Raw genomic sequence first — 17,207 nt, forward strand, 5'->3', positions numbered from 1 at the left:
GCGTCGAGATTCTTATGGATAAATTGATTATTACCGGCGGTGCCCGCCTTGATGGCGAGATTCGCATTTCCGGTGCGAAAAACTCTGCCTTGCCGATCCTGGCTGCGACCCTGCTGTGCGATGGCCCTGTGACCGTGGCCAACCTGCCGCACCTGCACGACATCACCACCATGATCGAGCTGTTTGGTCGCATGGGTATCGAGCCGGTAATCGACGAGAAGCTGTCCGTCGAAATCGACCCGCGCACCATCAAGACCCTGATCGCCCCGTACGAACTGGTGAAGACCATGCGTGCGTCGATCCTGGTACTGGGCCCGATGGTCGCTCGTTTCGGCGAAGCCGAAGTCGCATTGCCTGGCGGTTGCGCCATTGGCTCGCGTCCGGTGGACCTGCACATCCGTGGCCTTGAGGCCATGGGCGCGACCATCGACGTCGAAGGCGGCTACATCAAGGCCAAGGCGCCGGAAGGCGGCCTGCGTGGCGCCAACTTCTTCTTTGATACCGTCAGTGTGACCGGTACCGAGAACATCATGATGGCTGCTGCTTTGGCCAACGGCCGCAGTGTGCTGCAAAACGCTGCGCGCGAGCCTGAAGTGGTCGACCTGGCCAACTTCCTGATCGCCATGGGTGCCAACATCACCGGCGCCGGCACCGACACCATCACCATCGACGGTGTGAAACGCCTGCACCCGGCCACCTACAAAGTGATGCCGGACCGTATCGAGACCGGTACCTACCTGGTTGCTGCCGCCGTCACCGGTGGTCGCGTCAAGGTCAAGGACACCGATCCGACCATCCTGGAAGCGGTCCTGGAAAAACTGCGCGAAGCCGGTGCCGAAATCACCACCGGTGAAGACTGGATCGAGCTGAACATGCACGGCAAGCGGCCAAAAGCCGTCAACGTGCGTACCGCTCCGTACCCAGCGTTCCCGACCGACATGCAGGCGCAGTTCATCTCCTTGAACGCCATTGCCGAAGGCACGGGGGCCGTGATCGAGACCATCTTCGAAAACCGCTTCATGCACGTGTACGAACTGCACCGCATGGGCGCGAAGATCCAGGTCGAAGGCAACACTGCCATCGTGACCGGCACCGAGAAGCTCAAGGGCGCGCCAGTCATGGCCACCGACCTGCGCGCTTCTGCCAGCCTGGTGATCTCGGCGCTGATCGCCGAAGGCGATACCCTGATCGACCGCATCTACCACATCGACCGTGGCTACGAGTGCATCGAAGAAAAACTGCAGATGCTCGGCGCGAAAATCCGCCGCGTACCGGGCTAGTCCCACTGCATTGTAGGAGCGAGCTTGCTCGCGAAGAACTCGTGGGCACCGCGTTGAGTCTGAATAAACGCGTTATCGTTGACGTTTTTCGCGAGCAAGCTCGCTCCTACAGACACTGGTTTGTTTCAAATCGAGGCTGTCATGGCCTCGATCTGTGTCTGGCGCCGTTTGCGACCGGACAGCAATAGCCTGATGAAGGACTGACGTTTCCCATGTTGACCATTGCACTGTCCAAGGGCCGCATCCTTGACGACACTTTGCCGCTTCTGGCTGAAGCGGGCATCGTGCCGACCGAGAATCCGGACAAGAGCCGCAAGCTGATCATCCCGACGACCCAGGACGACGTTCGCCTGCTGATCGTACGGGCTACCGACGTGCCGACCTATGTTGAACATGGCGCGGCCGACCTCGGTGTCGCCGGTAAAGACGTGTTGATGGAATACGGCGGCCAAGGCCTGTACGAGCCGCTGGACCTGCGCATTGCCCTGTGCAAGCTGATGACCGCCGGCCGTGTCGGTGATGTCGAGCCTAAAGGCCGCCTGCGCGTGGCCACCAAGTTCGTCAACGTCGCCAAGCGCTACTACGCCGAGCAAGGCCGCCAGGTCGACATCATCAAGCTCTACGGCTCGATGGAGCTGGCGCCGCTTATCGGCCTGGCCGACAAGATCATCGACGTGGTCGACACCGGCAACACCCTGCGTGCCAACGGTCTCGAACCACAGGACTTTATCGCCGACATCAGCTCTCGGCTGATCGTCAACAAAGCGTCGATGAAGATGCAGCACGCCCGTATCCAGGCGTTGATCGACACCCTGCGCCAGGCAGTGGAGTCTCGACACCGCGGTTGACTCACCCGCGTAGCTGAAAAGCTGCGCCCGTCTATCCGCCTCATAGCCAGAATTCTCAGGTGCCCAAGCGGAAACGACTGCTAGTTTAGGGCGCCTGAGTTTTTGCCAATTCTATTGAGGCCCTCGCTATGACCACGTCCACTGCAATTGCCCGACTCAACGCTGCCGACCCGGATTTCGCCCATCATCTGGATCATCTGCTGAGCTGGGAAAGCGTGTCCGACGACTCGGTCAACCAGCGGGTCCTCGACATTATCAAGGCCGTGCGCGAGCGCGGTGATGCGGCGCTGGTGGATTTCACCCGGCAGTTCGACGGTCTGGACGTCAAGTCCATGTCCGAACTGATCCTGCCCCGCGAACGCCTGGAACTGGCCCTGACGCGCATCACCGCGCCCCAGCGCCAGGCCCTCGAAGTCGCCGCGACCCGAGTGCGCAGCTACCACGAAAAACAGAAGCAGGATTCCTGGAGCTACACCGAGGCCGACGGCACCGTATTGGGCCAGAAGGTCACGCCCCTGGACCGTGCCGGCTTGTACGTGCCGGGTGGTAAGGCCTCGTACCCCTCGTCGGTGTTGATGAACGCGATTCCCGCCAAGGTGGCCGGCGTGACCGAAGTGGTCATGGTGGTACCGACCCCGCGCGGTGAAATCAACGAACTGGTACTGGCTGCCGCCTGCATTGCCGGTGTCGACCGCGTGTTCACCATCGGCGGTGCCCAAGCGGTTGCCGCCCTGGCTTATGGCACTGAAAGCGTGCCGAAGGTCGACAAGGTGGTCGGCCCCGGCAACATCTACGTGGCCACTGCCAAGCGCCACGTGTTCGGCCAGGTCGGTATCGACATGATCGCCGGCCCGTCGGAAATTCTCGTGGTGTGCGACGGCCAGACCGATCCGGACTGGATCGCCATGGACCTGTTCTCCCAGGCCGAGCACGACGAGGACGCCCAGGCGATCCTGGTCAGCCCGGACGCCGAGTTCCTCGACAAGGTCGCCGCCAGCATCAATAAGCTGCTGCCGACCATGGACCGCGCCGAGATCATCGAGAAGTCGATCAATGGCCGTGGCGCGCTGATCCTGGTGCGTGACATGGAACAGGCTATCGAAGTGGCCAACCGTATCGCGCCGGAGCACCTGGAGCTGTCCGTGGCCGATCCACAGGCCTGGCTGCCGTCGATTCGCCATGCGGGTGCGATCTTCATGGGCCGCCACACCAGCGAAGCCCTGGGTGACTACTGCGCCGGTCCCAACCACGTGCTGCCGACGTCCGGCACCGCGCGCTTCTCGTCGCCGCTGGGGGTGTATGACTTCCAGAAGCGTTCGTCGATCATCTTTTGCTCGCCACAAGGCGCTTCCGAATTGGGCAAGACCGCCTCGGTGCTGGCCCGTGGTGAATCCCTGAGCGCCCACGCCCGTAGTGCTGAGTATCGAATCCTGGAAGAGGGGAAATAACACATGAGCAAATTCTGGAGCCCCTTCGTCAAGGACCTCGTGCCTTACGTGCCCGGCGAGCAACCGAAGCTGACCAGGCTGGTCAAGCTCAACACCAATGAAAACCCCTACGGCCCGTCGCCCAAGGCGCTGGCTGCGATGCAGGCCGAGTTGAACGACAACCTGCGCCTGTACCCGGACCCCAACAGCGACCTGCTCAAGCAGGCCGTGGCCAAGTACTACGGGATAGACGCCGGCAAGGTGTTCCTCGGTAACGGCTCCGATGAAGTCTTGGCGCACATCTTCCACGGCCTGTTCCAGCACGAGCTGCCGTTGCTGTTCCCGGATATCAGCTACAGCTTCTATCCGGTGTACTGCGGCCTCTACGGCATCAAGTCCGACCCGGTGCCGTTGGACGAGCAGTTCCAGATCCGCGTAGCGGACTATGCCAGGCCCAACGGCGGGATCATCTTCCCCAACCCGAACGCGCCCACCGGCTGTGTGCTGGCGCTGGACGCCGTAGAGCAGATCCTCAAGGCCAGCCCGGATTCGGTGGTGGTGGTCGATGAAGCCTATATCGACTTTGGCGGCGAAACAGCCATCAGCCTGGTGGACCGTTACCCGAACCTGCTGGTGACCCAGACCCTGTCCAAATCGCGCTCACTGGCCGGTTTGCGCGTGGGCCTGGCCGTGGGCCACCCGGACCTCATCGAAGCGCTGGAGCGGGTCAAGAACAGCTTCAACTCCTACCCGCTGGATCGCCTGGCGATTGTCGGCGCGGCGGCGGCGTTCGAGGACCGGGCGTACTTCGACAAGACGTGCCAACTGGTCATCGACAACCGCAACAAGGTGGTCGCGCAACTGGAAGGTAAAGGCTTTGAAGTGTTGCCGTCAGCGGCCAACTTCATCTTTGCCCGCCACCCACGGCACGACGCAGCCGGCCTGGCGGCCAAGCTGCGTGAGCAAGGGGTGATCGTGCGGCACTTCAAGCAGGAGCGGATTGCCCAGTTCCTGCGGATCAGCATCGGTACGCCGGAGCAGAACCAGGCGCTGATCGATGGGTTGGGTGAGCTCTAAGCCAAACTGAAGATCAAAAAATGTGGGAGGGGGCTTGCCCCCGATAGCGGTGTGTCAGTCAGCTAATGAATTGACTGACACACTGCCATCGGGAGCAAGCCCCCTCCCACATTAGGTTCTGCCATATGTGTTAGATCAGCGGCTCATCCGGCTTCTTGTTCTTCCAGCCATCATTACCCGGCAGCAACAGGTTCAGGCCAATCGCTACCACCGCACACAGGGCAATGCCCTTCAGGCCGAAGTCATCCGGACCGGTCCCGGTTCCCACCAGCACGCCGCCAATGCCGAACACCAGGGTCACCGACACAATCACCAGATTGCGCGCCTCACCCAGGTCAATCCTGTGGCGGATCAAGGTGTTCATCCCCACCGCGGCAATCGAGCCGAACAGCAGGCACAGGATCCCGCCCATCACCGGCACCGGGATGCTTTGCAGCAGTGCACCGAATTTGCCGATGAACGCCAGGCTGATGGCAAACACTGCCGCCCAGGTCATGATCTTCGGGTTGTAGTTCTTGGTCAGCATCACCGCGCCCGTCACTTCGGCGTAGGTGGTGTTCGGCGGGCCGCCAAACAGGCCGGCGGCCGTGGTGGCGATCCCGTCACCGAGCAGGGTGCGGTGCAGGCCAGGTTTCTTCAGGTAGTCGCGACCGGTCACGCTGCCCACCGCAATCACGCCGCCGATATGTTCGATCGCCGGGGCCAGGGCCACCGGGACGATAAACAGGATCGCCTGCCAGTTGAACTCCGGCGCGGTGAAGTGGGGCAGGGCGAACCACGGTGCTGCGGCGATCTTCGCCGTGTCGACCACGCCGAAGTAGAACGCCATGGCAAAGCCCACCAGCACGCCGGAGATGATCGGCACCAGGCGGAAGATACCCTTGCCGAACACCGCGACGATCAACGTGGTCAGCAGCGCCGGCATCGAGATCATCATCGCCGTCTGGTAATGAATCAACTCGGTTCCATCGCCGGATTTACCCATCGCCATGTTCGCGGCAATCGGTGCCATGGCCAGGCCGATGGAAATGATCACCGGGCCGATCACCACAGGTGGCAACAGGCGGTCGATGAAACCGGTGCCTTTGATCTTCACGGCCAGGCCGAGGAAGGTATAGACAAAACCGGCCGCCATCACCCCGCCCATGGTCGCCGCGAGGCCGAACTGGCCCTTGGCAAGAATGATCGGGGTAATGAAGGCAAAGCTCGACGCCAGGAAGACCGGCACCTGCCGTCCTGTCACCAGTTGGAACAACAACGTGCCCAGGCCGGCGGTGAACAGGGCGACGTTTGGATCAAGACCTGTGATCAGTGGCATCAACACCAGCGCGCCAAATGCTACGAAGAGCATCTGTGCGCCAGACAGGATCTGGCGCCAAAGCGGGTCGTTGAACTCATCCTGCATGCTCACGCGTCCTTCTGCTTGGTGCCGAAGATCTTGTCACCGGCATCGCCCAGGCCTGGGATGATGTAACCGTGTTCGTTCAGGCGCTCGTCGATGGAGGCGGTGTAGATCTGTACATCCGGGTGGGCTTTCTCGACGGCGGCGATGCCTTCGGGCGCGGCCACCAGCACCATGGCACGGATGTCCCGGCAACCGGCTTTTTTCAGCAGGTCGATGGTGGCAACCATGGAGCTGCCGGTAGCGAGCATCGGGTCGATGATCATGGCCAGGCGCTCGTTGATTTCCGGTACGAGTTTTTCCAGGTAGGTGTGGGCCTGCAGGGTTTCTTCGTTGCGGGCGACGCCGACGGCGCTGACCTTGGCGCCCGGGATCAGGCTGAGCACGCCTTCGAGCATGCCGATACCGGCACGCAGGATCGGCACCACGGTAATTTTCTTACCGGCGATTTTCTCGACCTGGACGGTGCCAGCCCAACCTTCGATGTCGTAGGTTTCCAGGGGCAAATCTTTGGTGGCTTCGTAAGTGAGCAGCGCTCCAACTTCCTGAGCAAGCTCACGGAAATTCTTCGTGCTGATGTCGGCACGGCGCATAAGGCCGAGTTTGTGTCGGATCAGCGGGTGGCGGATCTCGCGAGTGGGCATGGGAAAGGCTCCGGCGGCGGGCAAAAAAACCGGCCTAGATTAATCTATCCGAGGGTGTTGTCCTATAGACATCTAGTACGTTAGTCCATTAAGGCTTGCTCGGAGCGCATGAGAAGCGTACCTTCGCCCGCTTTTCTTGCCACAGCACCCCTTGGAGAGCGCCATGTCCGCTGATCTCGAGCATATCCGTCAAATCATGCGCGAGGCTGACTGCCTGTACACCGAAGCGCAAGTCGAAGCAGCGATCGCCAAGGTCGGCGCACACATCACTCGCGAGATGGCCGACACCAACCCGGTGGTCTTCTGCGTGATGAACGGTGGCCTGATCTTCGCCGGCAAATTGCTGACTCACCTGCAGTTCCCGTTGGAAGCGTCCTACCTGCACGCCACTCGTTATCGCAACGAAACCAGCGGCGGCGACCTGTTCTGGAAAGCCAAGCCGGAAGTTTCGTTCATCGACCGCGACGTGCTGATCATCGACGACATCCTCGATGAGGGCCACACCCTGGGCGCGATCATCGACTTCTGCAAACACGCTGGCGCACGTAAGGTGCACACCGCCGTGCTGATCGACAAAGACCACGACCGCAAGGCCCGTCCCGAGTTGAAAGCCGATTTCGTCGGCCTGCCGTGCATCGATCGCTACATCTTCGGTTACGGTATGGATTACAAGGGCTACTGGCGCAACGCCAATGGAATCTACGCCGTCAAAGGTATGTAACCCATGACTCGCTTTCTTGATCAGACGCTGTTTGCCGAGTTGGCCGAGAAAGCGGGCGCCAGCCTCCGTGGCCGGCATCATCACAACTTTCATCAGATGGAAGAGCCGTGCCATCGCCTGGCCGTGGGCCTGCAGCCCAGCACCTACGTGCCGCCCCATCGGCACTTGAGCGCGGACAAGGCGGAAACCTTGCTGGTCCTCCAGGGGCGCTTGGGCTTGCTGGTGTTCAGCGACACCGGCGAGGTGCTTGCCAAGCGCGTGATGCAGGCCGGCGGCGAATGCTCGGGCGTCGACCTGCCGCCCGGCGTGTTCCATGGCCTGGTGGTGCTCGCCCCCGACACGGTGATGTTCGAGTGCAAGGCCGGGCCTTATCGGCCGGTGGGCGAAGGCGAACTGGCCGATTGGGCGCCCCGTGAAGGCGACGCCAACGTGGCCGAGTATCAACGCTGGATGCTTGCCCAGTTCGATTGAGCTACAGTGCTGGGCCACCTCTTGCGGAGCGGCCCATGAGCCTGTTGATACGCACCTGCGCCGCCCTGGCGTTGACCCTCAGTCTGCCGCTGGCTGCGGCGCCTGCGCCGATGCATGCGCAGTTCCTGCCGCCGGACGATCTGACCCTGCGCGCCGAAACCCCTGACCAGCAGCAACTGCTGCAAGTCACCGAGTATGCGGTGGTGGTGGGCAACCAGCGTCAATCCACGCAACAGCCGATCCCGGTGACCTCGCCGCTGATGATCCGTCTCAAGGGCAAGTCCCTGAACAAAGGCGCGACTATCAGCCAGGTGGTGCTCAACTTCGATGCCGAAAGCAAAAGCCTGAAAAAGCCGGTATACGATGACAAGAGCAAAACCTTGACCCTGTCCTACCCGGTGGCCCAGTACCGAGTGATTGTCGACCTGCTGCGCAATGACACGGTGTATGTGCAGTTCCTCAGTTACGCCAACGGGCATGTCTGGGCGGATGTGCATACCGGTGCTGTTCGTAGCAAATAGCAAAAACACTGAAGAACCAATGTGGGAAGGGCTTGCCCCCGGCCGCATTGGTTCTTCACCGCTTTCGAAGCCTGCGCCTCGCAGGTAGACTTCAAATCCCGTGTAAATGTCTGCTGGCTGGAGTCGGTAATGCGTAAAGATAAGAAACAGGTGATTGGTGACGAGATCGGCGACGACCAGATCAAGTTGTTCCTGGACTTCGAGCCGGTTGACGCGACGTCCCCGTCCCTGCACAAACTGATCAAGGCCTACCGTGGCCTGCGTATCGACGACTTCGAACGCTTCCTGGTTTTCTTCAAGGCGGCCGGTTTGGACCTGGATGGCAAGGATGAGCACGGCCAGACGTTTGTCGACCTGATCAAGGACCAGCGCAACGCCGCCGACTATATCGAGCTGATCGACAACGCCCGCGGCTGATTATTCCTGGGCATAAAAAAACGCCCCGTTCTCATCGCGAGAACGGGGCGTTTTTCATGGCCGCAATGCCTTAGGCGTAGCTCTCGGCCTCGTTGCTCTGCTCAACCAGTTCGAGGCTGATGTTGTTCTGCGCGTTGATCTTGCGATACAGCTCGGCATCAGTCTCCAGGACCTTCTCCCGCGCCGGGAAGATCTCGTGCAGCTTGGTCGCCCATTCACCGGCAGCTTTCTGCGGGAAGCAACGCTCGATCAATTCCAGCATGATCGACACCGTCACCGAGGCGCCCGGCGAGGCACCCAGCAGCGCAGCCAGCGAACCGTCCTTGGCCGCGACCAGCTCGGTGCCAAATTGCAGCACGCCGCCTTTCTTCGGGTCTTTCTTGATGATCTGCACCCGTTGGCCGGCCACTTCCAGGCGCCAGTCTTCGGCTTTCGCTTCAGGGTAGAAGCGACGCAGGGATTCCAGGCGCTGCTCCATGGACTGCATCACTTCGCTGACCAGGTACTTGGTCAGGTCCATGTTGTCGCGGGCCACGGCCAGCATCGGGCCAATGTTGCCGGCGCGAACCGACAGCGGCAGGTCGAGGAACGAGCCGTGCTTGAGGAACTTGGTGGTGAAGCCGGCGTAGGGCCCGAACAGCAGGGATTTCTTGCCGTCGACTACGCGGGTGTCCAGGTGCGGCACGGACATCGGCGGCGAGCCCACGGCAGCCTGGCTGTAGACCTTGGCCTGGTGGTGCTTGACCACTTCCGGGTTGTCGCAACGCAGCCACTGGCCGCTGACCGGGAAACCGCCAAACCCTTTGCTTTCTTCGATACCCGAGGCCTGCAGCAGCGGCAGGGCCGCGCCACCGGCGCCGAGGAACACGAACTTGGCGTCCACTTCGCGGCTGTTGCCGCTGTTGACGTCCTTGATGCTCACGGTCCAGCCCGCGCCGTTACGCTTGAGGCCGGTCACGCGCTTGCTGTACTTGACCTGGGCGTCCGGTGAGCTGGTCAGGTGAGTGAGCAACTGGTTGGTCAGGGCGCCGAAGTTGACGTCGGTGCCGTTCATCACGCGGGTGGCCGCGATTTTTTCGTCGAGCGGGCGCCCCGGCATCATCAGCGGCATCCACTCGGCCATTTCGCTGCGGTCTTCGGTGTAGTGCATGTCCGAGAACGCATGGTGCTGGCTGAGGGTTTCAAAGCGCTTCCTGAGGAACTCCACGCCTTTTTCGCCCTGCACGAAGCTCAGGTGCGGCACCGGGCTGATAAAGGACTTGGACGAGCCAAAGGTGCCCTTCCTGGTCAGGTAGGCCCAGAACTGCTTCGACACCTCGAACTGGGTGTTGATGTGCACGGCTTTCTTGATGTCGATGGAGCCATCGGCGGCCTGGGGCGTGTAGTTCAGCTCACACAGCCCGGCGTGGCCGGTACCGGCGTTGTTCCACGGGTTGGAACTTTCCGCGGCACCCGAGTCCATCAGCTCAACGACTTCCAGCTTGAGGCCGGGGTCGAGCTCTTTAAGCAGTACGGCCAGGGTGGCACTCATGATGCCGGCCCCTACCAGTACTACGTCGACTGCTTCGTTATGCGCCATTTAACGCGTCTCCAAAATCTGCAGCACCAAATTGACGGCATGGCTGCCAGGAGTGACGGGGCGTTTCACGTGTTGCCCCAGGTCACCCATGGCCAGGATCGCCATGTCCGTTTCGCAATTCCTTGCACATTCAGCACACGCTTCCTGCCCGGCCTGATCTGCCTATGAACGCATTCATGGGCGCCTGTGGCAATTCGACTTATGGTCAAAGCGTGGGATTCGTGCAATCAATCCGTAGCGGACAGGCTCAAGCTCCGGTGTTTGCGGAGTACTCGGTCCTGTGTGGTTGGGCTGTTCCAGACGCTGATGGTGCTTGTACAAACGCCAAACTATTCATTTGCTCGCCACACTCTTGTGAAGTTGTGAAAACCCGTTTTTTTCACGCTCTTTTGAAGACGTGAACCTCAAAAAAGGGCTGCCCCGGCCTGGCACCTGGCCCGCAAACCTCTGCCGACACGCGGCAAAACGGGCAAACAACTCAAGTGGCCGAGCGCAATGGCAGCTCTGGCAGATTCGGCAAAGGCGGGTGGTTTGCAAAGGAAACAGCAAGCTCGCCAGCTTCACTCGATCTGTGTGGGCGGCTCTCTGTGGGCGATTCTTGGGGTTAATACCGAGGCATTAACGATGCTGCGAGGCCCGATCAGGAGACGTCCTTATAATCGGGGGGAGATTGTAGCGAAGAACGCCGGGGAAATGGGCGGGTTTTATGACTTTTATTAGGCGTTCGGTCAGGCGGCCAACGCCTGGTGACGTGGCGACCGCGCAGGGCGTGGGTTTACACGGGCGCGGGCCGGCAACGGATGATGCATCCAGCTCAGGCGAATTTCTTCGATTTCCACCCAGCCTTCGCCGACGGGAGGCTGGCAGCACGCCTTGAACGCCTGGCAACGGCCTTGCGCATCGAGCAGGGCGAACTGGCGAAGGGCGGGCTTGCGCGTAAACAGCGACCAGAGAAAATGCATGGCGATCAACCTCCTGAGATTGAGGCCAAGCATGCCTGCTTCGGATGACGAGCCCATGTAACGGCTATGACATATCGGTGACATCGAACCGCAGGCGAAGCCCCGGGTCACAGGTTGTAACTGACGCTAGTTCCCTGCAGGGGCGCCCCGCTATACTGCCGGCCTGTCGGTACCTGATTTCTGGAGAGAAGCGCATGTTGCAACGCCTGTTGTTCGGTTTGATCACTGTGACCAGCTTGACCCTGGTTGGCTGCGCCAACAGCCCGCAGCAACTGACCCCGGAACCGAAAATCACCACGCAGCTGGCCCCGGTGGGCCACGGCCAGCCGGTGTCGGTACGGGTGGTGGACGGTCGTCCGTCGCCGACACTCGGTTCGCGCGGTGGCCTGTACCCGGAAACCGCCCTGGTGTCGGTGAACGCTCAAGACGTGCTGCCCAAGCTGCAGGCCCAGGCCGAAGCGGCGGTGCGGCTGCTGGGTTTCACCCCCAGCCCCAACGCGCCGGGCGCTCCGCAGTTGACGATCACCCTGGCCGAGTTGAAGTATCAGTCGCCTAAAGACGGTCTTTACGTGACCGAGGCGTCCATTGGCGCCACCTTCAAGTCCGACGTCACCGCCGGCACCCGTCGCTACAGCGGCCGTTACGGTGCGTCGCTGAACCAGCGCTTCGGCATGTCGCCTAACCAGGAAACCAACACCAGGCTGGTCAGCGACGTCCTGAGCGACGCCTTGACCCGCCTGTTCAAGGACCCAAGCATCGGTTCATTGCTCAGCGCGCAGTAATCGCTCAAACAAAAAACCGGGCTCAGCGATGAGCCCGGTTTTTTATGCCTTCAGTTTCACGCGGCCGTGTCGATACAAAAGTCCAGCATGCTCACCCCCGTCAACAGATCGGCCTCCGGCAAGTCCGCATGCTGGTGCCCGCCAAGGGCGCAATACACCAGCCAGTGGCGGTCCTGCACGTTGAACGCCAGGCCGCCGATCAGCGCCTCCTGCTCGTCGCTTTGGGCAATCAGATACAGCCGATCCTGGTTGTGCGCGTGCAGCATGACAAGCTCCTGAATGTTCGAAGGGCAACAGAGTGGCTTGTTAAGGTGACGTTCAGGTGACGGCGTAAATTACTGGATACATTAATCGTCCATGGGAGGCGGAGCGGTTTTGGCGCTCGAGGCCACTACGGTTCAGGTTTCTATCTGAACCGATACCCAGACACTGTTTCATCGAGGTTTGCGATGGCGCTGCCCGCACTATTGATCAATGCCGTGGCTTTATCAGTGGCCTGCCCAGGCGCTGCGCTGCTGTTCATCACCCGCCTGCGCGAGCAACGCGCCATGGCTGAACTGACGGCGCAAAGTGAAGATCGCGCAATCGACCAGCCCATGCTGTTCCTGGATGTGCGCACCGAGCGGGCGCACCGTGTGGCTTACCGCATCGGGTTCGCCTGCCTTGGGCTGGCGCTGGCTATTTCCTGGCTCAGCACCCGAATCTAAAAAACCGCAGAACCCATCATATGGGAGGGAGCTTGGCCCCTCCCATATTTTCTTGATCGGTGTTTACAGCGGGATTCCAGCCTTGACCCGATACTGATTGCGCACTGGCGTCGCGTATTGCACCACCAGGAACGGACGGTGCTCGGCCGGGCATTCGTTCAGGCGCCGCTCCCACTCCGCCTGTGCCTTGGCCAGTTCGTCCGCCGGGAACACGTCGGCCGCCTTCGGCACCTGCAACTGCGGGTCGGCATCGCTCCACTGGGCGTACGCCAGGTAGTGCACCGGGAACAGCCGGTAGCCGCCGAGAATCTGTCGATCCATTTCCACGGCCAGGACCTTGGTGTCTTCGAAACGCTCGGTAATCGGCGGCGCGAAGTTGATATGTACGCGGCCTTTGTAGCCGGTGATGCCCAGGGCAATGCTGACGTCATCCTCGCCTTGCGCCTTGACGTAGGTGCCGGTGGTGGCGCGGATATACAGTTCGCGGGCCTTGGCGGCATCGCACGGGTCGTACTCGTAGCTGATGGACACCGGCGTCAGGTTGAGTGACTGGATCACTTCGGCAAACGGCTCGTCCTTGCGGCTGACATGGAACATCTTGAGGATCGCCGACTCGGTGCGGTCATCCCCGTCCTTGGCGCGGCCTTCGGCCTGGGCGATCCAGATCGACTGGCAGTCGTTGCGGATCGAATGGTTGATATAGGCCGACAGCAGGTTGAACGCCGCCATCTTCTCCTTTCGCCCGGTGATCGAACGGTGCACGATGAAGCTCTTGTTCAGGCGCATCAGGTCACTGACAAACGGCTTTTGCAGCAGGTTGTCGCCGATGGCGATGCGTGGCGTCGGCAGGCCGGCGTGGTAGACGGCATAGTTGACGAAGGCCGGGTCCATCACGATGTCGCGATGGTTGGCCAGGAACAGGTAGGCGGTGCCGGATTTGAGCTGTTCGACGCCGGTGTAGGTCACGCCGTCGGTCGCCCGGTCAATGGTGTGGTCGACGTAATACTCGACTTTGTCCTGAAGCGTGGCCACGGTGGTGACACCGGCGAACTCGCGACGCAGTTTGCGCGCGATCATGGGCTTGAGCAGCCAGCCCAGGGCGCCGGCAAAGCGCGGGAAGCGGAAGTGGGTCAGGATGTCCAGAAAGGCCTTGTCACTGAACAGCCGGGCCAGCACTGCCGGGACTTCGCTGTCGTTGTAAGGTCGGATGGTATCGAATTCGCCCATCATGCTCTCTTGTTAGAAACGGCTAGGGTAAGTAAAGGAAATACCAGGGTGCGGTCCGGGGAATTGGCCCGGCCGGAAAATAGCCCTGTAAATAGACCGGCGATTATACGCACAAGTCACCTGGGAGACTGCGATGCTGGAAACTGCACTGTACGATTGTCCTTATTGTGGTGAAGCGGTAGAGACCGCGGTGGATTTATCCGGCGGTGATCAGACCTACATCGAGGACTGTCAGGTGTGTTGCCGACCGATCATTTTCAACCTGCAGGTCCATGGTGAAGAGTGGATGCTCGAAACCCGCAGTGAAAACGAATAGCAGGTACGCCCATGCAGCGAATCTACGAACCGGAAAACCTGATGGAAGGCGAGTTGCTGCAGCAAATGCTCGCCAGCGAGGGCATCGAGGCGCACCTGGTAGGGCGCCATTTGCTCGGCGGCACGGGGGAGTTGCCGATCTTCGGCCTGCTGGGGCTGGAAGTGGACAACGACCGGGCGGCTGAAGCCCGCGAGCTGATTACCGCCTATATCGGTGCGCAACCCCTGCCCGGCGACGAACCCGACAGCTTCCCCGACGTATTGGTCTGTTAGGCTGTCGGTCGGTTTACCCAAGAGTCGTGTTGCCCCATGTGTGGACGTTATGCCCTGTTTCGCTGGAACCCTACCTTTGCTGCCCTGCCGGGCTTTCCGGCCGACCAGCAGGCCCAGTGGAACATTTCCCCGAATGATTCGGTGCTGATCCAGCGCCTCAATGACGGCCAGCGCACCCTGGCACGGGCGCGCTGGGGCCTGACGCCGCCCTGGCTGACTGACCTTTCCCGCACCCCGGCCCATGCCCGTGCCGAAACCCTGGCCGAGCAACCGATGTTTCGCGAAGCGTTTCGCCAGCGTCGTTGCCTGCTGCCCGCCAACGGCTTTTACGAATGGCGCGGCACCCAGCGCAAGCGTCCGTACTGGCTGACGCCGGGGGAGGGCTCGACCCTGTTTTTTGCCGCGATCTGGGAGGCGTACCCGGTGCAGGAGCAGGTGTGGCTGAGTACGGCAGTGGTGACCCAGGCCGCCCAGAGTCAGCGCCGGCCGTTGATTCTGGACGCGGCGGGGCAGGCCGCCTGGCTCGATCCCGAGACGCCCTTGCATGTGTTGCAAGGCTTGCTGGCCAGTGAGCCGGCCCCATTGCGTGAGCGAGTCCTGGCCAACATGGTCAATGATCCCAAGCTCAACGGGCCGGAGTGCCTGACCCCGGCCTGAGCCTGAGGCCGGTTGCTCACTGACGTTGCCGGGCGTGTGAGATGTGTCCGAAATTCATCGGTTACACGTCTGTTGTATCTGGCGCCGATACAAATGAGCGCCTACGATACGCGCCATGTTTTCAGGGCGTCTTTTCAGGGAGAGTGTATTGATGAAGAAATCATTGGCCGTAAGTGTATTGGCGGCAGGCGTGTTGCTGGCCGGGTGTCAGTCGGTCAACACCACCAGCGGCGGCGCCGTCGGGGTTGAGCGCAAGCAATATATGTTCAGCATGCTGTCGAGCCAGGAAGTCGACCAGATGTACGCCCAGTCCTACCAGCAGACCCTGGGCGAGGCCAGCAGCAAAGGCCAGTTGGACAAGACCAGTGCCAATGCCAAGCGCGTGCAGGCGATCGCCAATCGCCTGATCGCCCAGGCGCCGACCTTCCGCCCGGATGCGGCGCAGTGGAAGTGGGAAGTGAACCTGATCAAGAGCGATGAGATGAACGCCAACTGCGGGCCTGGCGGCAAGATCTTCGTGTACAGCGCGTTGATCGACAACCTCAAGCTCACCGACGATGAACTCGCCGCGGTGATGGGCCATGAAATCGCCCACGCCTTGCGTGAGCACGGCCGCGAAGCCATGTCCAAGGCCTACGGCATCGAGATGGCCAAGCAGGGCGCCGGTGCGTTGTTCGGCCTGGGCCAGGACAGCCTGGCGCTGGCCGATACCGTGGCCAACTACGGCATGACCTTGCCCAACAGCCGCAGCAATGAAAACGAAGCGGACCTGATCGGCCTGGAACTGGCGGCCCGCGCCGGCTACAACCCGAACGCGGCGATCACCCTGTGGAATAAGATGGCCAAGGCTTCGGAGGGCGCACCGCCGGAGTTCATGAGCACTCACCCGGCCTCCGACAGCCGGATCGCCTCGTTGCAGGCGGCGATTCCGAAGGTGATGCCGCTCTATCAGCAGGCCAAGAAGTCCTAAGACTTCAACGACAAGTAGCAAGCTTCAAGCTGCAGGAAAAAGCACTGCTTCTTCCTGCAACTTGAGGCTTGAAGCTTGCAGCTAGATCCAGCCACTGCTCTGCATGGCCTTGTACACCGCCACAATCGCCAGGACAAAGAACGCCGTAGCCGCCAGTCGACGAATCAATGTCAGTGGCAGTTTCTCCGCCGCGAAATTCCCCGCCAGAACCACCGGTACGTTGGCAATCAACATGCCCAGGGTGGTGCCGATAATCACCAGCCACAGTTCCGGGTATTGCGCCGCCAGCATCACCGTGGCGATCTGGGTCTTGTCCCCGATTTCCGCCAGGAAGAAGGCAATCAGCGTGGTCAGGAACGGCCCGAACTTGCGCGTGGTGCTGGCTTCGTCGTCGTCGAGTTTGTCTGGCACCAGGGTCCACAGCGCGGTGGCGCAGAAGCTGGCCGCGAGAATCCAGTGCAATACCGCATCCGAGAAGAAACTCCCGAACCAGGCCCCCACGGCACCGGCGGCCGCATGGTTGGCCAGGGTCGCAGCGACGATGCCGGCGATGATCGGCCAGGGTTTGCGAAAGCGTGCGGCAAGGATGAGCGCGAGTAGTTGCGTCTTGTCGCCGATTTCGGCCAAGGCAACGATTGCGGTAGGAACGAGCAATGAATCCAGCATCAGGTAGGTTTCCAGGGGGCGGGTCGACACGGCTATGACACGTACAGCCTTCCCGCCCCGGGTAAGGTGTGCGTGTCATAGGTCTTGTCAAACCCCGGTCCGTCTGTGCGGACTCCTGGGTCGCATACGCCATGGCCTGTTGACCAAGTATGTTGACGTATGCCGGACGAGCGTGGCGCTCGTGGGAGACTACTCCCCTAGGACGGAGCGGATTCTGCCTAGGCAAAATCCATTCGGCAAGCGTTCTTTTTCAAACCGCCA

Annotated in this window: 21 protein-coding genes and 1 riboswitch; of the genes, 14 read left to right on the forward strand and 7 right to left on the reverse strand. The window is 61.1% G+C overall.

Annotated elements, in window-relative coordinates:
• The first annotated feature begins 14 nt into the window (after positions 1 to 14).
• The 4 genes from murA (at position 15) to hisC (ending at position 4,632) form a co-directional block, all read left to right on the forward strand.
• Positions 15 to 1,280 carry a UDP-N-acetylglucosamine 1-carboxyvinyltransferase gene (gene murA / locus J1N02_RS18210; RefSeq protein ID WP_024073479.1) on the forward strand — a complete coding sequence of 422 codons (1,266 nt, stop codon included), beginning with the start codon at positions 15 to 17 and terminating at the stop codon, positions 1,278 to 1,280.
• 212 nt (positions 1,281 to 1,492) lie between these two features.
• The gene (gene hisG, locus J1N02_RS18215) at positions 1,493 to 2,128 is read left to right on the forward strand and encodes an ATP phosphoribosyltransferase (RefSeq protein ID WP_027604802.1); all 636 of its coding nucleotides are present in this window, start codon (positions 1,493 to 1,495) and stop codon (positions 2,126 to 2,128) included.
• Between the two features lie 128 nt (positions 2,129 to 2,256).
• Positions 2,257 to 3,576 carry a histidinol dehydrogenase gene (gene hisD / locus J1N02_RS18220; RefSeq protein ID WP_421147545.1) on the forward strand — a complete coding sequence of 440 codons (1,320 nt, stop codon included), beginning with the start codon at positions 2,257 to 2,259 and terminating at the stop codon, positions 3,574 to 3,576.
• A 3-nt stretch (positions 3,577 to 3,579) separates the two neighbouring features.
• On the forward strand, positions 3,580 to 4,632 hold the full coding sequence (gene hisC, locus J1N02_RS18225) for a histidinol-phosphate transaminase (RefSeq protein WP_027604800.1): 1,053 nt from the start codon (positions 3,580 to 3,582) through the stop codon (positions 4,630 to 4,632).
• Between the two features lie 130 nt (positions 4,633 to 4,762).
• On the opposite strand, the gene J1N02_RS18230 is transcribed toward hisC, so the two are convergent.
• A complete protein-coding gene (locus J1N02_RS18230) occupies positions 4,763 to 6,037 on the reverse strand; it encodes a uracil-xanthine permease family protein (RefSeq protein WP_092356139.1) in 1,275 nt (424 codons plus the stop codon).
• A 2-nt stretch (positions 6,038 to 6,039) separates the two neighbouring features.
• A complete protein-coding gene (gene upp, locus J1N02_RS18235) occupies positions 6,040 to 6,678 on the reverse strand; it encodes a uracil phosphoribosyltransferase (RefSeq protein ID WP_027604798.1) in 639 nt (212 codons plus the stop codon).
• A gap of 163 nt (positions 6,679 to 6,841) precedes the next feature.
• Here upp and J1N02_RS18240 point away from each other — a divergent pair, with 163 nt between their 5' ends.
• From J1N02_RS18240 to J1N02_RS18255, 4 genes are all read left to right on the forward strand, one after another.
• Positions 6,842 to 7,399 (forward strand): hypoxanthine-guanine phosphoribosyltransferase, encoded by a 558-nt coding sequence (locus J1N02_RS18240; protein ID WP_027604797.1) that lies wholly within the window; start codon positions 6,842 to 6,844, stop codon positions 7,397 to 7,399.
• A gap of 3 nt (positions 7,400 to 7,402) precedes the next feature.
• The gene (locus J1N02_RS18245) at positions 7,403 to 7,870 is read left to right on the forward strand and encodes a WbuC family cupin fold metalloprotein (RefSeq protein WP_065938539.1); all 468 of its coding nucleotides are present in this window, start codon (positions 7,403 to 7,405) and stop codon (positions 7,868 to 7,870) included.
• A 35-nt stretch (positions 7,871 to 7,905) separates the two neighbouring features.
• Positions 7,906 to 8,391 carry a hypothetical protein gene (locus J1N02_RS18250; protein ID WP_027604795.1) on the forward strand — a complete coding sequence of 162 codons (486 nt, stop codon included), beginning with the start codon at positions 7,906 to 7,908 and terminating at the stop codon, positions 8,389 to 8,391.
• A 129-nt stretch (positions 8,392 to 8,520) separates the two neighbouring features.
• A complete protein-coding gene (locus J1N02_RS18255) occupies positions 8,521 to 8,808 on the forward strand; it encodes a PA4642 family protein (RefSeq protein ID WP_027604794.1) in 288 nt (95 codons plus the stop codon).
• A gap of 70 nt (positions 8,809 to 8,878) precedes the next feature.
• On the opposite strand, the gene mqo is transcribed toward J1N02_RS18255, so the two are convergent.
• Complete coding sequence (mqo, locus tag J1N02_RS18260; protein WP_027604793.1) at positions 8,879 to 10,387, reverse strand: malate dehydrogenase (quinone); 1,509 nt, start codon at positions 10,385 to 10,387, stop codon at positions 8,879 to 8,881.
• 728 nt (positions 10,388 to 11,115) lie between these two features.
• Positions 11,116 to 11,349, reverse strand: a complete 234-nt coding sequence (locus J1N02_RS18265; RefSeq protein ID WP_027604792.1) for a hypothetical protein — start codon at positions 11,347 to 11,349, stop codon at positions 11,116 to 11,118.
• 194 nt (positions 11,350 to 11,543) lie between these two features.
• On the opposite strand from J1N02_RS18265, the gene J1N02_RS18270 reads away from it, so the two are divergent.
• Positions 11,544 to 12,131: a YajG family lipoprotein gene (locus J1N02_RS18270; RefSeq protein ID WP_027604791.1), complete on the forward strand. Its 588-nt coding sequence runs from the start codon at positions 11,544 to 11,546 to the stop codon at positions 12,129 to 12,131.
• 56 nt (positions 12,132 to 12,187) lie between these two features.
• Here J1N02_RS18270 and J1N02_RS18275 read toward each other — a convergent pair whose 3' ends face one another.
• On the reverse strand, positions 12,188 to 12,397 hold the full coding sequence (locus J1N02_RS18275) for a hypothetical protein (protein ID WP_027604790.1): 210 nt from the start codon (positions 12,395 to 12,397) through the stop codon (positions 12,188 to 12,190).
• A 183-nt stretch (positions 12,398 to 12,580) separates the two neighbouring features.
• Between J1N02_RS18275 and J1N02_RS18280 the strand changes: the two genes are divergently transcribed.
• The gene (locus tag J1N02_RS18280) at positions 12,581 to 12,838 is read left to right on the forward strand and encodes a hypothetical protein (protein ID WP_027604789.1); all 258 of its coding nucleotides are present in this window, start codon (positions 12,581 to 12,583) and stop codon (positions 12,836 to 12,838) included.
• A gap of 63 nt (positions 12,839 to 12,901) precedes the next feature.
• On the opposite strand, the gene J1N02_RS18285 is transcribed toward J1N02_RS18280, so the two are convergent.
• A complete protein-coding gene (locus tag J1N02_RS18285) occupies positions 12,902 to 14,065 on the reverse strand; it encodes a 1-acyl-sn-glycerol-3-phosphate acyltransferase (RefSeq protein WP_027604788.1) in 1,164 nt (387 codons plus the stop codon).
• A gap of 133 nt (positions 14,066 to 14,198) precedes the next feature.
• Between J1N02_RS18285 and J1N02_RS18290 the strand changes: the two genes are divergently transcribed.
• From J1N02_RS18290 to J1N02_RS18305, 4 genes are all read left to right on the forward strand, one after another.
• The gene (locus J1N02_RS18290) at positions 14,199 to 14,381 is read left to right on the forward strand and encodes a CPXCG motif-containing cysteine-rich protein (protein ID WP_027604787.1); all 183 of its coding nucleotides are present in this window, start codon (positions 14,199 to 14,201) and stop codon (positions 14,379 to 14,381) included.
• A gap of 11 nt (positions 14,382 to 14,392) precedes the next feature.
• The gene (locus J1N02_RS18295; RefSeq protein ID WP_027604786.1) at positions 14,393 to 14,653 is read left to right on the forward strand and encodes a putative signal transducing protein; all 261 of its coding nucleotides are present in this window, start codon (positions 14,393 to 14,395) and stop codon (positions 14,651 to 14,653) included.
• Positions 14,654 to 14,689: 36 nt separating this feature from the next.
• Entirely contained in the window at positions 14,690 to 15,310 is a 621-nt protein-coding gene (locus tag J1N02_RS18300) for an SOS response-associated peptidase (RefSeq protein WP_027604785.1), read from the forward strand.
• 151 nt (positions 15,311 to 15,461) lie between these two features.
• On the forward strand, positions 15,462 to 16,280 hold the full coding sequence (locus J1N02_RS18305; protein ID WP_027604784.1) for a M48 family metallopeptidase: 819 nt from the start codon (positions 15,462 to 15,464) through the stop codon (positions 16,278 to 16,280).
• 81 nt (positions 16,281 to 16,361) lie between these two features.
• Here the strand turns inward: J1N02_RS18305 and J1N02_RS18310 are convergent, their stop codons facing one another.
• The gene (locus J1N02_RS18310) at positions 16,362 to 16,946 is read right to left on the reverse strand and encodes a TMEM165/GDT1 family protein (RefSeq protein WP_005784895.1); all 585 of its coding nucleotides are present in this window, start codon (positions 16,944 to 16,946) and stop codon (positions 16,362 to 16,364) included.
• A gap of 90 nt (positions 16,947 to 17,036) precedes the next feature.
• Positions 17,037 to 17,156: riboswitch (yybP-ykoY riboswitch) on the reverse strand.
• Positions 17,157 to 17,207: the final 51 nt, after the last annotated feature.

Source organism: Pseudomonas sp. NFX5 (assembly GCF_049132125.1).
GTDB classification, from domain to species: domain Bacteria; phylum Pseudomonadota; class Gammaproteobacteria; order Pseudomonadales; family Pseudomonadaceae; genus Aquipseudomonas; species Aquipseudomonas marginalis.

What these genes read in the sequence shown, in the direction of transcription:
- J1N02_RS18305 (WP_027604784.1), top strand. Translation starts at nt 15,462, where the DNA reads ATGAAGAAATCATTGGCCGTAAGTGTATTGGCGGCAGGCGTGTTGCTG.
- J1N02_RS18300 (WP_027604785.1), top strand. Translation starts at nt 14,690, where the DNA reads ATGTGTGGACGTTATGCCCTGTTTCGCTGGAACCCTACCTTTGCTGCC.
- J1N02_RS18245 (WP_065938539.1), top strand. Translation starts at nt 7,403, where the DNA reads ATGACTCGCTTTCTTGATCAGACGCTGTTTGCCGAGTTGGCCGAGAAA.
- mqo (WP_027604793.1), bottom strand. Translation starts at nt 10,387, where the DNA reads ATGGCGCATAACGAAGCAGTCGACGTAGTACTGGTAGGGGCCGGCATC.
- J1N02_RS18230 (WP_092356139.1), bottom strand. Translation starts at nt 6,037, where the DNA reads ATGCAGGATGAGTTCAACGACCCGCTTTGGCGCCAGATCCTGTCTGGC.
- J1N02_RS18280 (WP_027604789.1), top strand. Translation starts at nt 12,581, where the DNA reads ATGGCGCTGCCCGCACTATTGATCAATGCCGTGGCTTTATCAGTGGCC.
- J1N02_RS18285 (WP_027604788.1), bottom strand. Translation starts at nt 14,065, where the DNA reads ATGGGCGAATTCGATACCATCCGACCTTACAACGACAGCGAAGTCCCG.
- hisC (WP_027604800.1), top strand. Translation starts at nt 3,580, where the DNA reads ATGAGCAAATTCTGGAGCCCCTTCGTCAAGGACCTCGTGCCTTACGTG.
- J1N02_RS18310 (WP_005784895.1), bottom strand. Translation starts at nt 16,946, where the DNA reads ATGCTGGATTCATTGCTCGTTCCTACCGCAATCGTTGCCTTGGCCGAA.
- J1N02_RS18270 (WP_027604791.1), top strand. Translation starts at nt 11,544, where the DNA reads ATGTTGCAACGCCTGTTGTTCGGTTTGATCACTGTGACCAGCTTGACC.
- murA (WP_024073479.1), top strand. Translation starts at nt 15, where the DNA reads ATGGATAAATTGATTATTACCGGCGGTGCCCGCCTTGATGGCGAGATT.
- upp (WP_027604798.1), bottom strand. Translation starts at nt 6,678, where the DNA reads ATGCCCACTCGCGAGATCCGCCACCCGCTGATCCGACACAAACTCGGC.
- J1N02_RS18290 (WP_027604787.1), top strand. Translation starts at nt 14,199, where the DNA reads ATGCTGGAAACTGCACTGTACGATTGTCCTTATTGTGGTGAAGCGGTA.
- J1N02_RS18250 (WP_027604795.1), top strand. Translation starts at nt 7,906, where the DNA reads ATGAGCCTGTTGATACGCACCTGCGCCGCCCTGGCGTTGACCCTCAGT.
- J1N02_RS18255 (WP_027604794.1), top strand. Translation starts at nt 8,521, where the DNA reads ATGCGTAAAGATAAGAAACAGGTGATTGGTGACGAGATCGGCGACGAC.
- J1N02_RS18295 (WP_027604786.1), top strand. Translation starts at nt 14,393, where the DNA reads ATGCAGCGAATCTACGAACCGGAAAACCTGATGGAAGGCGAGTTGCTG.
- hisG (WP_027604802.1), top strand. Translation starts at nt 1,493, where the DNA reads ATGTTGACCATTGCACTGTCCAAGGGCCGCATCCTTGACGACACTTTG.
- J1N02_RS18265 (WP_027604792.1), bottom strand. Translation starts at nt 11,349, where the DNA reads ATGCATTTTCTCTGGTCGCTGTTTACGCGCAAGCCCGCCCTTCGCCAG.
- hisD (WP_421147545.1), top strand. Translation starts at nt 2,257, where the DNA reads ATGACCACGTCCACTGCAATTGCCCGACTCAACGCTGCCGACCCGGAT.
- J1N02_RS18275 (WP_027604790.1), bottom strand. Translation starts at nt 12,397, where the DNA reads ATGCTGCACGCGCACAACCAGGATCGGCTGTATCTGATTGCCCAAAGC.
- J1N02_RS18240 (WP_027604797.1), top strand. Translation starts at nt 6,842, where the DNA reads ATGTCCGCTGATCTCGAGCATATCCGTCAAATCATGCGCGAGGCTGAC.